Origin of the sequence: Actinomadura geliboluensis (assembly GCF_005889745.1) — a bacterium.
Classification (GTDB): Bacteria; Actinomycetota; Actinomycetes; order Streptosporangiales; family Streptosporangiaceae; genus Spirillospora; species Spirillospora geliboluensis.
Map to the genome: position 1 here is coordinate 1 of NZ_VCKZ01000242.1, position 14,325 is coordinate 14,325.

13 protein-coding genes are annotated in these 14,325 nt (G+C 72.4%); 4 read left to right on the top strand and 9 right to left on the bottom strand.

Annotated elements, in window-relative coordinates; translation table 11 throughout:
- Positions 1–170, bottom strand: a 170-nt coding sequence (locus ETD96_RS27960) for a ferredoxin (RefSeq protein ID WP_138639479.1), incomplete at its 3' end; no start/stop codon positions are given.
- Positions 171–331: 161 nt separating this feature from the next.
- Between ETD96_RS27960 and ETD96_RS27965 the strand changes: the two genes are divergently transcribed.
- On the top strand, positions 332–1,045 hold the full coding sequence (locus ETD96_RS27965) for a class I SAM-dependent methyltransferase (RefSeq protein WP_138639480.1): 714 nt from the start codon (positions 332–334) through the stop codon (positions 1,043–1,045).
- A gap of 24 nt (positions 1,046–1,069) precedes the next feature.
- On the opposite strand, the gene ETD96_RS27970 is transcribed toward ETD96_RS27965, so the two are convergent.
- The 5 genes from ETD96_RS27970 to ETD96_RS27990 are packed head-to-tail and all read right to left on the bottom strand — an operon-like array spanning position 1,070 to position 6,851.
- Positions 1,070–2,185, bottom strand: coding sequence for a glycoside hydrolase family 15 protein (locus ETD96_RS27970; RefSeq protein ID WP_138639481.1), 1,116 nt, complete (start codon positions 2,183–2,185; stop codon positions 1,070–1,072).
- Positions 2,175–2,936, bottom strand: a complete 762-nt coding sequence (locus ETD96_RS27975) for a class I SAM-dependent methyltransferase (RefSeq protein WP_171069270.1) — start codon at positions 2,934–2,936, stop codon at positions 2,175–2,177. The genes ETD96_RS27970 and ETD96_RS27975 overlap by 11 nt, the downstream gene beginning before the upstream one ends.
- A gap of 41 nt (positions 2,937–2,977) precedes the next feature.
- The gene (locus ETD96_RS27980; RefSeq protein ID WP_138639483.1) at positions 2,978–4,273 is read right to left on the bottom strand and encodes a glycosyltransferase family 4 protein; all 1,296 of its coding nucleotides are present in this window, start codon (positions 4,271–4,273) and stop codon (positions 2,978–2,980) included.
- A 28-nt stretch (positions 4,274–4,301) separates the two neighbouring features.
- On the bottom strand, positions 4,302–5,549 hold the full coding sequence (locus tag ETD96_RS27985; RefSeq protein ID WP_138639484.1) for a cytochrome P450: 1,248 nt from the start codon (positions 5,547–5,549) through the stop codon (positions 4,302–4,304).
- Positions 5,550–5,579: 30 nt separating this feature from the next.
- Positions 5,580–6,851, bottom strand: coding sequence for a cytochrome P450 (locus ETD96_RS27990; RefSeq protein ID WP_138639485.1), 1,272 nt, complete (start codon positions 6,849–6,851; stop codon positions 5,580–5,582).
- A gap of 348 nt (positions 6,852–7,199) precedes the next feature.
- Between ETD96_RS27990 and ETD96_RS27995 the strand changes: the two genes are divergently transcribed.
- Together ETD96_RS27995 and ETD96_RS28000 are read left to right on the top strand one after the other, a co-directional pair.
- Complete coding sequence (locus ETD96_RS27995; protein ID WP_138639486.1) at positions 7,200–8,846, top strand: ABC-F family ATP-binding cassette domain-containing protein; 1,647 nt, start codon at positions 7,200–7,202, stop codon at positions 8,844–8,846.
- A gap of 73 nt (positions 8,847–8,919) precedes the next feature.
- Positions 8,920–10,077: an erythromycin esterase family protein gene (locus ETD96_RS28000; protein ID WP_138639487.1), complete on the top strand. Its 1,158-nt coding sequence runs from the start codon at positions 8,920–8,922 to the stop codon at positions 10,075–10,077.
- A gap of 8 nt (positions 10,078–10,085) precedes the next feature.
- Here ETD96_RS28000 and ETD96_RS28005 read toward each other — a convergent pair whose 3' ends face one another.
- From ETD96_RS28005 to ETD96_RS28015, 3 genes are all read right to left on the bottom strand, one after another.
- Positions 10,086–11,075 (bottom strand): MBL fold metallo-hydrolase, encoded by a 990-nt coding sequence (locus ETD96_RS28005; RefSeq protein WP_138639488.1) that lies wholly within the window; start codon positions 11,073–11,075, stop codon positions 10,086–10,088.
- A gap of 71 nt (positions 11,076–11,146) precedes the next feature.
- A complete protein-coding gene (locus ETD96_RS28010) occupies positions 11,147–12,304 on the bottom strand; it encodes a steroid 3-ketoacyl-CoA thiolase (RefSeq protein ID WP_138639489.1) in 1,158 nt (385 codons plus the stop codon).
- A 122-nt stretch (positions 12,305–12,426) separates the two neighbouring features.
- Positions 12,427–13,671 (bottom strand): cytochrome P450, encoded by a 1,245-nt coding sequence (locus ETD96_RS28015; RefSeq protein WP_138639490.1) that lies wholly within the window; start codon positions 13,669–13,671, stop codon positions 12,427–12,429.
- Between the two features lie 333 nt (positions 13,672–14,004).
- Between ETD96_RS28015 and ETD96_RS28020 the strand changes: the two genes are divergently transcribed.
- Positions 14,005–14,325, top strand: a 321-nt coding sequence (locus ETD96_RS28020) for a hypothetical protein (RefSeq protein ID WP_205719493.1), incomplete at its 3' end; no start/stop codon positions are given.

Here is a 14,325-nt window from a genome sequence, read left to right on the forward strand (position 1 = left end):
GCCTTGGGGCACGACCGCACGGCGTGCCGGACGCGGTCCTGCTCCTCGGCCGGGACGTCCGGCTGGAGGATCTGGAGCTCGTCGTCGTCGTTCAGGTCGAAGACCTCCGGTGCGAGCCCGACGCACACGGCGTTCGCCTCGCACACCAGCGGGTCGACTCGTACTCTCATCGTTTCTCCGTTCCGGGGTTCGCCGTGACCGCCAACCTACCGAACCAGGTTCGGAAAAGGGCGGCCACCCCGAAAGTAGAACACGTTCCAGTCTGGCTGGGCAAGACTGGCGTCTCGCGGTCCGGAGCACGGATAGTAGGGTGCCCCGACGGAGGAGATCGATGACCCACAGCAAGGCGTCCACCGACCCGGGGACGACCCCCCACGCCGCCTGCGAGATGCCCTCGGACCTGCTGCGCGCCGCGCGCACGGCCAAGGGCTTCATGCCGGACGACGAGGGCCGCGCGCTCTACGAGACGGCCCTCGCCTACGGGGCCCGCCTCGCGGCGACCGGCCCCCTGCTCGAAGTCGGCACCTACTGCGGCAAGTCCGCCGTCTACCTGGGCGCCGCCGCCCGGGCGGCGGGGACGGTCCTGGTCACCGTCGACCACCACCACGGCTCGGAGGAGAACCAGGCGGGCTGGGAGCACCACGACCCGTCCCTGGTCGACCCGAGCACCGGCCGCATGGACACGCTGCCCACCTTCCGCAAGACGATCGGCGCCGCCGGCCTGGAGGACGAGGTCGTCGCCATCGTCGGGCAGTCGCGCACCGTGTCGGCCTTCTGGCGGACGCCCCTGGCGCTGCTGTTCATCGACGGCGGGCACGCCGAGGAGCACGCGCGGGGCGACTACGAGGGCTGGGCCCCGCACGTCGCCGTCGGCGGAGCCCTCGTCATCCACGACGTCTTCCCCGACCCGAAGGACGGCGGGCAGGCGCCCTACCACCTGTACCTGCGGGCGCTGGAGAGCGGCGCCTTCGAGGAGCGCCGGGAGGTGGGGTCGCTGCGCGTCCTGGAACGCGTCGGCGACGCCGACCCCCTCGGCGCCCCCTAGCCGGTCAAGCCGCGGTCGGCCGCCTCAGCCGCGGCCGGCCGCGGGAACGAGCGCGCACCCGCACGCCAGCGGATCGGACGCCTCCGAGGGCCCGAGGGGCCGTCCCGCGACCTCCTTGAAGATCCGGGAGCCGGGGGAGGCGTCCGCCAGCGCGTCGGCCGCGAGGATCACCGCCGCCGCCGTGTAGGTGGAGCGGTCCCCCGGGAAGTGCCGCTCGTTCTCGAACTGCCAGCCCGTCCAGTACGAGCCGTCCTCGTGCCGCAGGTGCTGGATCGTCGTGAACAGCTCCAGCGCCCGGTCGCGGTCGCCGGCCGCGTCCAGCGCCAGCACCAGCTCGCAGCTCTCCGCCGCCGTCACCCACGGCTGGTCCGACACGCACCGGCAGCCGAGGCCCGGCACGACGAAGGTGTCCCAGCCCTCGGCGAACCGCCGCGCCGCGTCCGCGCCGCGGACCGGGCCGCCGAGCACCGGGTAGTACCAGTCCATCGACCAGCGGCTCTTGTCGGCGAACGCCTCCGGGTGCGCGGCCACCACGTGGCCGAGCTGGTCGGCGGCGAGCTCCCACTCCGGCTGCGGCTCGCCGAGGTGCTCGGCCAGCGCGACCGCGCAGCGCAGCGACTGGTAGATCGACGAGCAGCCGGTCAGCAGCGCGTGGTCGGACGGCTCGCCGCTCTCGTGCCGGATCCAGATGATCTCCCCGCGCCGGGTGCGCAGCCCCAGCGTGAAGTCGATCGCCCGGCGGACCGCCGGCCACATGTGCCGCACGAAGCCCTCGTCGCCGGTGGACAGCAGCTCGTGCCAGACGCCCACCGCGAGGTAGGCGGCGTGGTTGGACTCCCCGCCCGGCTCGGTGACCTCGCCCAGCACCCACTTGGCGGGCCAGGACCCGTCCGGCCGCTGGACGCTCCGCAGCCACTCGTAGGCGCGCCGCGCCTCCGCGCCGAACCCGGCGACGGTCAGCGCCATCGCCGCCTCGACGTGGTTCCAGGCGTCCACGTGGCCGGGCACGCCGCCGGTCGGCGAGAACCACGGGATGGCGCCGGACGCCTCCTGCTGCGCCGCGATGCTGCGCGCCGTGGCGACGATGTCGTCGGAGGTGAGGACGCCGGGGACCGAGGGCGGGACGGTCTCAGACCGCATCCGCCGTCTCCTTGGCCGGGGCCGCGGGCGTGCCCGGCGTCGCGGGCTTGGCGAAGTACACGACGACGCTCTTGCCGATCAGCGGGTTCATCACCCGCTCGGCGAGCCGCGTCGCCAGCGGGCGCTTCATGATGTCCCACACCAGGATCTGGTGGTAGGCCTTGGCGAGCGGGTTGCCGTCGTTGTCCACGCCGACCGCGCACTTGATCCACCAGTACGGGGCGTGCAGGCCGTGCGCGTGGTGGTGGCCGCCGACCCGGAAGCCGACCGACTTCAGCTTGGCCTCCAGCTCGGCGCGGGTGTAGATCCGCACGTGCCCGCCGGGCGCGGTGTGGTAGTCCTCCGAGAGCGCCCAGCACACCCGCTCGGGCAGCCAGCTCGGCACCGTCACCGCGAGCTTCCCGCCCGGCTTCAGGACGCGCAGCAGCTCCCGCATCGCCCGCATGTCGTCGGGGATGTGCTCCAGCACCTCGGACGCGATGATCGCGTCGAAGTGGTCGTCGGGGAACGGCAGGTCGAGCGCGTCACCCTGCACGGTCTCGGCGGTCGCGTCGGCGGGCACCTCGTCGGCGAGGCGCATGGCCCCGAACATCGTCTCGACGCCCGCCAGCTCGTCGGCGTCCATGTCGAAGGCCACGACGTGCGCACCCCGGCGGTACAGCTCGAAGGCGTGCCGTCCGGCACCGCATCCCATGTCGAGGACGCGGTCTCCGGGGGTGACGCGGAACCGCTGGAAATCCACGGTCAGCAGGGTCGTGCTCCTTCCGTACAGGGGCGCCCGGCGGGCGTCCCCTACTTGCCCTTCGCGGCCAGCCGCAGGTAGTTCTGCTGGGCGATGGCCGCCCGGTAGTGCTCGACGGTGGCCTGTGCCACGGCCGGCCAGGCGAAACGCCGCTGGACGCGGGCGAGCCCCGCCGCACCGGCCTTCGCCCGCTCCTCGGCGGAGTCGTGCAGGCGGTGCAGGGTCGCGGCCAGCTCCTCGACGTCCCCGGGCGCGACCAGCACGCCCGCGTCGCCGACGACCTCGGGCAGCGCGCCGGCGCGGCTCGCGACCAGCGGCGTCCCGGACGCCATGTGCTCCACGGCGGGCAGCGAGAACCCCTCGTACCGGGAGGGGACGACGGCGATCTCCGCCGACGCGAGCAGCGCGCCGAGCTCGTCGTCGCTGATGCCGCTGACGAACTTCACGCGGTCGCCGAGGGCGAGGTCGCGCACGAGCTTCTCGGTCGGGCCGTCCTTCTGCGGCTTGCTGACGACCACGACGTGGACGTCCCGCTCGGTGGCGACCTTCGCGACCGCGCGCAGCAGCACGTCCACGCCCTTGATCGGCGCGTCCGCGCTGGCCATCGCCACGATCCGGCCGGGGACGCGCTCGCCGCGCGGGTGGAAGATGCGGGTGTCGACGCCGAGCGGCAGGATCTCGATGTCGCGCGGGTCGACCTTGAAGTCCTTGACGATGTCGACCTTGGACGACTCCGACACCGTCAGCACCGGGCCGATCCGCCGCGACACCTGGGCCTGCATCCCGACGAACCCGTACCAGCGGCGCTTGCCGAGCTTCTGCTTGATGCCGCGCGCGGCCTCCAGCTCGATCCGCCGGTCGACGCTGATCGGGTGGTGGATGCTCGTGACCAGCGGCAGCCCGAGCCCGCCGATGCCGAGGTTGCCGAGCCCGAGGACCTGGTTGTCGTGCACCACGTCGAAGTCGCGCCGGCGCCGCTTCAGCAGCCGCAGCGCGCGCAGCGAGAACGTCAGCGGCTCGGGGAAGCCGCCCGTCTTCATGTGCGCGAACTCCAGGACGTCGACCCAGTCGCGGAACTCGCGGAGGGCCGGGGTGCGGAACGGGTCCTCGTCCCGGTACAGGTCCAGGCTCGGGAGCTTGGTGAGGACGATCTCCTCCCGGTCCAGCTCGGGGTACGGCTGGCCGGAGACCACCTCGACCGAGTGCCCGAGATCGACCAGCTCCCGGCTCAGATGCCGGAGGTAGACCCCCTGGCCGCCGCAGTGCGGCTTGCTCCGGTACGAGAGCAGGGCGACCCGGAGCGGTCCGTCCTGCGCTTGACCGCCCGCCTCGCCTGCCTCACCCACGCCAGCCCCTGCCCACGCACCACTCCCGTCAGTCGAGGGACGCCGGACGCACACGCACCGGCATCTCCTTTATGCCGTTGATGAAACTAGACCTTAGCCTGCGAACGTTACCGCTGAGTTCAATATTGGGCACGGCGTCCAAAAGTGTTTCGAAGAGCACACTCAGCTCGAGTCGGGCGAGGTGGGACCCCAGGCAGAAGTGGGGCCCGCCGCCGCCGAACCCGATGTGGGGGTTCGGGTCGCGGCCGATGTCGAAGGCCCAGGGGTCGGCGAACACGGCCTCGTCGCGGTTCGCCGAGGAGTAGAAGACGACGACCTTGTCGCCCTCCTTGATCTTCTTGCCGCGCAGCTCGGTGTCCCGGACGGCGGTCCGCCGGAACAGGTTGACCGGCGTGACCCAGCGGACGATCTCGTCCGCCGCCGTCCGCACCAGCGACCGGTCGGCCTTCAGCCGCTCCCACTGCTCCGGGTGCTCCAGCAGCGCGAGCATGCCGCCGGTCGCCGCGTTCCGGGTCGTCTCGTTCCCGGCGACCGACAGCAGCATCACGAACAGCTCGAACTCGTCGCCGGTGAGGACCTCGCCGCCGGCGTCCGGCTGGAGAAGCTTGGTGACGATGTCGTCGCGCGGGTTCTCCCGCCGGTCGGCGGCCAGCACGTTGGCGTAGGCGTACAGCTCCGTCGCCGCCGCCTGGCCCTCCTCCGGCGTCCGCTGGAACTCCGGGTCGTCCCCGCCGATCAGGGTGTTGGACCAGGTGAAGATCTTCTCCCGGTCCTCCGGCGGGGCGCCCAGCAGCTCGCAGATCACGTACAGCGGCAGCGGCGCCGCCAGGTCCCGGACGAAGTCGGCCCGCTCCCCGCGCTCGAGGGTCTCCCGGACGAGCCGCCGGCAGATGTCCCGGATGTGCTCCTCCAGCGCGCCGATCGCGCGCGGCGTGAACCCGCGGTTGACGATGCTCCGCTTGCGCGAGTGCTCCGGCGGGTCCTGGTTGAGCATCATCATCCGCTGCAGGACGAGGTGCTCCTCCGCCGGCTCGTCGAACAGCGCGAGCCGGCGCCAGGACGAGAACACCTCCGGGTGCCGGGACACGTGCACGACGTCCTCGTGCCGGGTGACGGCCCAGAACGGGGGGTAGTCCCGCTCCGGGTCGCCGTGGTGCCGGTGGACGGGGTCGTGCTCGCGCAGCCAGGTCAGCTGCTCGTGCGGGATGCCGCCGCGCTCGTACGCGCCGGGGTCGACCAGTTCGATGTCGGGGGTGGTCTCGGGGGTGGTGGTCATCGCCTCGAACCTCCTCGTCCGGAGACGCCGTCAGCCCCCGAGCGGGGCGGACGGTGTGAAGCTCACCGGGATCTCCTTGTAGCCGTTGACGAAGTTGGAGCGGAGCCGGCGGGGCTCGCCGGCGAGCCGGATGTCGGGCATCCGCTCCAGGATCGTCTCAAAGATGATGCGCAGGTTCAGCCGCGCCAGGTGGGTGCCGAGGCAGTAGTGCGGGCCGCCGCCGCCGAACCCGATGTGCGGGTTCGGGTCGCGGCCCACGTCGAAGCTGAACGGGTCGTCGAAGACCCGCTCGTCCCGGTTGGCCGACCCGTAGAACAGCACGACCTTGTCGCCGGCCTTGATCTCCTTGCCGCCGAGCTCGGTGTCGACGAGGGCGGTGCGGCGGAACTGGTTGATCGGGCTCACCCAGCGGACGATCTCCTCGACCGCCGTCGGCAGCAGGCTCCGGTCGGCGCGCAGCCGCTCCCACTGGTCGGGGCGCTCGAAGAAGGCCAGCATGCCGCCCGCGGTCGCGGTCCGGGTGGTCTCGTTGCCGGCGATCGACAGCATGATCACGAACAGCTGGAACTCCTCCAGCGTGATCTTGCTGCCGTCCGCGTCGGGCGCGAGCAGCTTGGTCACGATGTCGTCGCGCGGCGTGGACTCCCGGGCCGCCGCGAGCTGCCCGCCCCACTCGGCGAACTCGGCCGCGCACAGCGTCGACTCCTCGCGGCCCCCGATGAACTCGGGGTCGTTGAACGCGACCAGCTTGTTCGACCAGTGGAAGATCTTCTCGCGGTCCTCCAGCGGCGCGCCGAGCAGCTCGCAGATCGTGTAGAGCGGGAGGGGCGCGGCGAACCGCTCCACGAAGTCGCACTCGCCGAGCGGGGCGGCCTCGTCGATCAGCTCGTTGCAGATCCGCCGGATGTGGTCCTCCAGCCGGCCGATCATGCGCGGGGTGAAGCCCTTGTTCACCATGGACCGCAGCCGGGTGTGGTCCGGCGGGTCCTGGAACAGCATCATCTGCCCGTACATGGCGATGTCGTCGGAGGAGAACTCCTCGAACATCGCGGTGCGCTCGTGCGAGGAGTACGGGTTGGCGCGCCGCGACACCGACACCACGTCCTCGTGCCGCGTCACGGCCCAGAACCCGGGGACGCCCTCGTTGGGGTCCTGGTGCCAGTGCACCGGGTCGTTGTCGCGCAGCCACTGGAACTGCCGGTGCGGGATGCCCCCGCGCTCGTACACGCCCGGATCGATGACGTCGATCTCGGGGGCGCGGAACACCCGATCGTGCGGGGCGATGGACGTCGCGAGTGCCATGGAAGACCCTTCGTGCCGGGACGGTGCCGAGATCGCTCGACTGAGCGCTTGCTTGGCCGCAGACCTAGAACAGGTTCTAACATGAGACTGGAGTCTCATCAAGGGGCCGACGGGCAAAGGTGACCTGGCTCGCACCCGCTTCTTCCGCCGCGTTCCGGCTGCTAGCGTGGATCCGTGCTTCAGCAGCTCCTGTACCTCTGACAGGTCTCCGGACGGCCCGCCGCTCGCGTTGAACGAGCCGCGGGCGGTCTGACGTTCGTCATCGGGCCCCCTTCCGCGGGGCCGTCAGTTCGAAGGCACCCACTTCACCCCTTTCCGGGGACAGGCGTGCCTCCGTCCGGAGGAAGCATGAACACCACCATCACCCTGCCCGCGCGCGCCCGCGCCCAGCTCGCCGCCGAGGGAATCCGCGTCGTGCGCGGCGGGCGAACCGTCCTGCGGGACGTGCACCTGTCGGTCTCGCCGGGGGCCCGCTGGGGCATCGTCGGCGAGAACGGGCGAGGCAAGACGACGCTCCTGCACGTGCTCAGCGGAGCGCTGGTCCCCGACGAGGGCACCGTCAAGCGCGTCGGCACGTTCGGGATCGCCGAGCAGGCCATGGCCGCCGACGGGGACGCCACCGTCGGTGACGCCGTCGACCGGGAGCTCGCGGACGCCCGCGCCGCGCTGGCCGCGTTCGACGAGGCGACCCGCGCCATGGCCGAAGGGCGCCCCGGCGCCGACGACGCCTACGCGGCGGCGCTGGACGCCGCCGAAGCCCTCGACGCCTGGGACGCCGACCGGCGCGTCGACCTGGCCCTGGAGGCCCTCGGCGCGGTCACCGACCGGGCGCGGCGGCTGTCCGAGCTGTCCGTGGGGCAGCGCTACCGGGTGCGGCTCGCCTGCCTGCTCGGCGCGGAGCACGACTTCCTGCTCCTGGACGAGCCGACGAACCACCTGGACGCGGCCGGCCTCGCCTTCCTCACCGCGCGGCTGCGCGCCCATCCCGGCGGGGTCGTGGTCGTCAGCCACGACCGCGCGCTGCTGTCCGACGCCGCGACGACGATCCTCGACCTCGACCCGAGCCGGGACGGCCGCCCGGCCGTGTACGGGGACGGGTTCGCCGGCTACCGGCAGGGCCGCGAGGCGGAGCTGCGCCGGTGGGAGGAGGAGTACGAGCAGCAGCGCGGCGAGCACGCGCGCCTCACCCGCGACCTCGCGGAGGCGCGCAACCGCCTGGTCACCGGGTGGCGGCCGGACAAGGGCACGGGCAAGCACCAGCGCGCCACCCGCGCGCCGGCGCTCGTCCGCGCCGTCCACCGCCGTCGGGACGACCTGGAGCGGCACGCCGTGACCGCGCCGGAGCCGCCGCAGCGGTTCCGCATGCCGGACCTGCCCGCGCGGCCGGGCGCGACGCTGCTGAGCGCGGAGGGCGTGTGCGTGGCCTCCCGGTTGCCGCACGAGGTCACGCTCGCGCTGGAGTCGGGGGCGCGTGCGGTCGTCACCGGCCCCAACGGGGCCGGCAAGTCGACCCTCCTGGCCGTACTGGCGGGACGGCTGGCGCCGACCCGGGGAACGGTCCGGTGCGCCCCTGACGTGCGCGTGCAACTGCTCGCCCAGGAGTCGCCGCACGCGGAGACCGGACGTGCCCACGAGGTGTTCGCCGCCCACGTCGGGCGCCTGATCACCACGGGGGTGCTCGCCGAGGGCGAGGCGGTCTCGCTGGCGTCCCTCGGCCTGCTGTCGTCCGCGGACGCCGGCAGGCCGGTGCGGGAGCTGTCCATGGGACGGCAGCGCCGGCTCGACCTCGCGATGGCCCTGGTGGCGCGCCCGCAAGTCCTGCTGCTGGACGAGCCGACGAACCACCTGTCGATCGCCCTGGTGGACGAGCTGACCGAGGCCCTCCAGGCCACGGAGGCCGCGGTCGTGATGGCCAGCCACGACCGCCGGCTGCTGCGGGACACCGCGGACTGGCCGAGCCTTCCCATCGGCGAAGGGGACGTCTCCCGCGTTTGAGGCTTTCGGGCGCTGTCACCTGGTGGCAGCGCCCGAAGCTTCACCCGTTCTTTCAAAGATACGATTCAGACACATGACTCAGAAGATCCGGGACTTCGTGCCCGCGTCATGTGAACTGCTGGCGCTCGGCGAACCGGCCCACCCGTCCCAGGAACCGGCGTTCGGGGACGTCCGGAACGCCCTGTTCGCCGCACTCGCGGACCAGGGTTTCCGCTCCCTCGCCCTGGAGACCGACCGCGTGGCCGCGCTCGCGGTGGACGACTACGTCCAGCACGGAACGGGCACCCTCGACACGGCGATGGCCGGAGGCTTCTCGCACGGCTTCGGCGGCCTGGACGCCAACCGCCGGCTGGTCGCCTGGATGCGCGAGTACAACGAGGGGCGTCCCGCCGGAGAACGGCTGGCCTTCCACGGCTTCGACGTCCCGGCCGAGAACATGAGCGCCCCCAGCCCGCGACGCCATCTGGAGTACGCGCGCGACTACCTGGGGCTCGACCTCGATCTCGCGGCCCTCCTCGGCCCCGACGACAGGTGGAGCCGCCAGGAGGCGATCCTGGACCCGGCGGAGTCGCTCGGCGACGGCCCCGAGGCCGCGCGGTCACGGGCGGTCGCCGACGCCATGCTCACCTCGCTCTACGCGCGCGCACCCGAACTGATCGCGGCGACCTCGCGCGCCGCCTGGTTCCGCGCCCGCACCCATCTCACCGCGGGCCTCGGCCTGCTCCGTTACCACGCGCAGGCCGCCCGGCGGATCGAGGAGAGCGCGCGGATCTCCGGCCTGATGGCGACGCGGGACGCGCTCATGGCCCAGAACCTCCTGGAGATCCGCACGATCGAGGCGGAACGCGGCCCGACCCTGGTCTTCGCGCACAACAGCCACCTGCAGCGCAACCCGAGCAGCATGAGCATGGCGGGAATGGAGGTCGGCTGGTCCTCCGCCGGAGCCATCGCGGGCTCCCTGCTGGGCGGCCGGTACACGGTCATCATCGGCAGCATGGGACGCAGCGAAGCCCTCGGCCTGGGCGAACCAGAGCCCGACACCTACGAGGGCTTCCTGCAGCGCAACACCACCACCTGGAGCCTGACAAGCGCCGCCGAAATCCCTCCCGCGCGCACACGCGCCGACATGACGCCAGGCCGCCACTACGCCGCCCTAACGCAGACGACCGTCGCCGCGGCCGATGCGGTCCTGCACGTCGGCGTCGCGGGCGTGCAGGCCGCGGACGGCTAGCGGGACGCTCAGCGGAGGACGTAGCGCAGGGGGTCGTCGGTGCCTTCGCGGCGGGCGACTCCCCGCGTTTCGAGGGTGCGGAGGTGGGCGGCGGCCTCGGCGGCGGCCATGCGGCGGGCCTGCTGGGACATGTCGGCCCACGCGTGCCGCCACTTGAGGCCCGCCGTCAGGTCCCACAGGGTGGTGGCGGACGGGGAGAGCAGGGCCGTCACCTCGGCCAGCCGCTCCTCGTGGTGCCCGATGATCTCGCGGGCGCGGTCGGAGAGGCCGGTGAAGCGGTACTGGTGGGCGGGGAGGACCTCCTGCACGCCCATGGCCGAGACCTTGTCGAGCGAGCCGAGGAAGTCGCTCAGCGGGTCCACGTCCGGGGTGTCGTACGGGTAGAGGCCGATGTGCGGGGTGATGCGGGGCAGGACGTGGTCGCCGGTGAAGATGCGGTCGCCGTCCTCCAGGTGGAGGCAGATGTGGCCGGGGGAGTGGCCCGGCGTCCAGATGGCGCGCAGCCGGCGGCCCGGGACGTCGGCGAGGTCGCCGTCCGACAGCTCCCGGTCGGGGATCGCCGGCGGCGACACCGACACCTGCCCGCTCGGGCCGGTCAGCTCGGACTCGGCGGCGCCGGCGCGGCGCAGCGCGGTCAGCTCGAACCGGCGGCGGTCGCCCCGCCCGGCGGCGTGGAAGAGGCGGACGACGTCGGCGTCCGCGTGGTGCATGGCGATCCAGGCGCCGGACGTCTCGCGGACGCGCCCCGCGAGCCCCGAGTGGTCGGGGTGGAAGTGCGTGACGACCACGCCGTGGACGTCCGACATCTGGATCCCGAACGTGCCGAGGCCGTCGCGGAGGGCCGCCCAGGCGTCCTCGTGCTGCCAGCCCGCGTCGATCAGGACGGGCCCCTTCGGGCTCTCCACCGCGTACACGAGCGTGTACGCGAGCGGGTTGTCCGGAATGGGGACGGGAACGCTCCACAGCCCGCCGCCGAGGTCCTCAGGTTCCGGCTGCACCGAGACCGCCTTTCGCGCCTTTTCAGAACATGGGTACGCCCCGGCCACGGTAGCCGGGGCGGACGAGTGGATCAGAGCCGGTCGAGGATGGTGGCCGTGGACAGGGCGCCGCCCGCGCACATGGTGATGAGGGCGGTGCCGGCGTCGCGGCGCTCCAGCTCGTGGAGGGCGGTCGTGATGAGCCGCGCGCCGGTGGCGCCGACCGGGTGGCCGATGGCGATGGCGCCGCCGTTGACGTTGACCGTGTCCATGTCGGGCTCGTGGACCGACGCCCACGACAGCACGATCGACGCGAAAGCCTCGTTGATCTCGGTGATGTCGATGTCGTTCATCGTCATCCCGGCCCGCTTGAGCACGCGCTCGGTCGCCTGCACCGGGCCGTCCAGGTGGTAGTACGGCTCGCCGCCGACGAGCGCCTGCGTCCGGATCTTCGCGCGGGGGCGCAGGCCGAGCGCGGCGGCCTTCTCCTCCGACATCAGCAGCACGGCGGCGGCGCCGTCGGAGATCTGGGACGAGGTGCCCGCCGTGTGCAGCGCGTCCGGCATGACCGGCCGCAGCTTGCCGAGGCCGTCGGCGGTCGTCTCGCGCAGGCCCTGGTCGCGGGTGACCTCCCGGGTCTCCCCGGTGGGGCTGCCCTCGGCGTCCAGGACGGGCGCGGTGACGGGCGCGACCTCGCGGTCGAAGCGGCCGTCGGCCCACGCCTTGGCGGCGAGCTGCTGCGAGCGGGCGCCGAACGCGTCCAGGTCGGCGCGGGTGATGCCGCGCCGGGCGGCGATCCGCTCGGCGGCCTCGAACTGGTTCGGCATGTCGAGCGACCAGTCGTCCGGGCGCGGGTTCGCGGGCATCACGTTGGTGCCGAGCGGGGCGCGGCTCATCACCTCGACGCCGCAGCCGATCGCCACGTCCACCACGCCCGCCGCGATCTGCGACGCGGCGAGGTGGACGCCCTGCTGGGAGGAGCCGCACTGCGCGTCGAGCGTGGTGACGCCGGTCTGCCACGGCAGCCCCGCGTACAGCCAGGAGTAGCGGCCGATGTGCCCGCCCTGCTCGCCCGCCTGCGTGACGCAGCCGGCGAAGACCTGCTCCACCTCGGCGGCGTCGATGCCGGACCGCTCGACCAGCGCGTTCAGCGCGTGCGCGAGGACGGCCATCGGCTTCATGCCCGCGAGCCATCCGTTGCGCTTTCCGAGCGGCGTGCGCACCGCCTCGACGATCACCGGGGTACCCATGCGGTCTCCTTCTAGAACACGATTCAGCTTTGAATGTAACGTGTTCTAACTTTCTCCGGCCAGGGCGGGTCCCGGTGAGAGGGATCGGCCCCCGGTCGGCCCCCGGTCGTCCGCCGGAGCGCTCAGTACCGGACGCGCAGCTCCTTGATCCCGTTCAGCCAGGCGGAGCGGAGTCGGCGCGGCTCGCCGACCCGCGCGATGTCCGGCATCTGGTCGGCGATCGCGTTGAACATGAGCCCGATCTCCAGGCGGGCCAGGTTCGCGCCGATGCAGTAGTGCGCGCCGGTGCCGCCGAACCCGAGGTGCGGGTTGGGGGAGCGGGTCACATCGAACGCCATCGGGTCGGCGAAGACGTCCTCGTCGAAGTTGGCGGAGCTGTAGTACATCGCCACACGGTCGCCGGCCTTGATCTCGACGCCGCCCAGCTCGGCGTCGCGGACGGCCGTCCGCTGGAACGCGGTGACGGGCGTCGACCACCGGACGACCTCGTCCGCCATGGTCTCGGGGCGCTCGGCCTTGAACAGCTCCCACTGCTCGGGGGCGTCCATGAACGCGATCATCCCGTGCGTGATGGCGTTGCGGGTCGTCTCGTTGCCCGCGACGGCGAGCAGGATCATGAAGTAGCCGAACTCGTCGTCGGACAGGGCGTGCCCGTCCACGTCGGCCTGGACGAGCTTGGTGACGATGTCGTGGGCGGGGCAGCCGCGGCGCTGCTCGGCGAGCCCCATCGAGTAGCCGATGATCTCGGCGGCGGCGCAGGCCGGGTCGTCGTTGTACTCGGGGTCGTCGTAGCCGAGCATCTTGTTGGACCAGTCGAACAGCCGGCGCCGGTCCTCCTGCGGGACGCCCATCAGCTCGGCGATCGCCTGCAGCGGCAGCTCGGCCGCGATCTCGGAGACGAAGTCGCCCTCGCCGCCGCGCCGGCGCGCCTCGGCCACGATCCGCTCGGCGCGGTCCTGGAGCGCGTCGTGCAGGCCGTTGATGACGCGCGGGGTGAAGCCGCGCGACACGATCTTGCGCAGCTTGGCGTGCTGCGGCGGGTCCATGTGCAGCAGCAGGTTCTCCCGCTGGACGTCCAGCTCCTCCGGGCTGAACCGCTCGTTGAACCGGATCACCGCGCCGTTGGCGTTGGACGACCACTGCTCGTGGTCGCGGGAGATCTCCTTGATGTGGGCGTGCCTGCTGATCACCCAGAAGCCGTCGTCGGCGAAGCCGGTGGCGCCGCGCGGCTGCGCGTTCCACCAGGGCGCGCCGGTCCGGCGCAGCAGCGCGAACTCGGCGAGGGGGATGCGCTCGGCCATCAGGTCCGGTGAGGCGAAGTCGAAGCCGGCGGGGACGGCGGCGGTCTCCGAGACGGTGGCGGTCATGCGGCGGTTCCTCCCGATAGGACGGCGCTTGCGCCCACCGTAGAACCCGTTTCAGGGCCGGTTCAAGAGCAAATGAGACTCAAGTCTGAACTTCTGTCTCCATCAAGTGCTTGATTGGTGACCGGGTAGTCATGATCAGCTCCAACTGGTCGGACGTGGGCCGCGCAGTCGCATGCCACAACGGCGGATCCGCATCAAGGAGGCGGCCGGTGAGCTTGCTCACCCGAGCGTCGAGGTTTAGGTAGAACACGTTCTAGAAATGCGACCCTGGAGGGACCGTCGGAGGGGTCGACTAGCCTGGGCGTCCGACCTCCCCCGTGCCGGAGAGCCCCCATGGCCGCAGATTTCGACGAGCCCGTCTTCGACGAGGAATTCGTGCGGAGCGCCGCGTTCACCGAGCCGTCGGCGAGCGAGCGCGCCCGCCCGCCGAGCCGCCGGGAGCGGCGGCGCGCCCGGCGCGCCGCCGGGGCCGGCCGGTTCCGGCGGCGCCGCCGCGGCGAGCCGAGCCACCGCCGGGCGGTGCTCCAGCTCATCGGCGGCGTGCTCGTGCTGTTCGCGATCTCGTTCGGGCTGTGGTGGTGGAACTCCGCGCCCCGCGACCCCGAGCCGGTGCGCCCGGTCAGCCCGACGATCACGCACTCCCCGGCGCCCGCC

Bases quoted from the DNA above. Each gene is read 5' to 3' on its own strand.
- ETD96_RS27965 (WP_138639480.1), top strand. From the start codon at position 332: ATGACCCACAGCAAGGCGTCCACCGACCCGGGGACGACCCCCCACGCC.
- ETD96_RS28010 (WP_138639489.1), bottom strand. From the start codon at position 12,304: ATGGGTACCCCGGTGATCGTCGAGGCGGTGCGCACGCCGCTCGGAAAG.
- ETD96_RS27990 (WP_138639485.1), bottom strand. From the start codon at position 6,851: ATGGCACTCGCGACGTCCATCGCCCCGCACGATCGGGTGTTCCGCGCC.
- ETD96_RS28015 (WP_138639490.1), bottom strand. From the start codon at position 13,671: ATGACCGCCACCGTCTCGGAGACCGCCGCCGTCCCCGCCGGCTTCGAC.
- ETD96_RS28000 (WP_138639487.1), top strand. From the start codon at position 8,920: ATGACTCAGAAGATCCGGGACTTCGTGCCCGCGTCATGTGAACTGCTG.
- ETD96_RS27995 (WP_138639486.1), top strand. From the start codon at position 7,200: ATGAACACCACCATCACCCTGCCCGCGCGCGCCCGCGCCCAGCTCGCC.
- ETD96_RS27970 (WP_138639481.1), bottom strand. From the start codon at position 2,185: ATGCGGTCTGAGACCGTCCCGCCCTCGGTCCCCGGCGTCCTCACCTCC.
- ETD96_RS27985 (WP_138639484.1), bottom strand. From the start codon at position 5,549: ATGACCACCACCCCCGAGACCACCCCCGACATCGAACTGGTCGACCCC.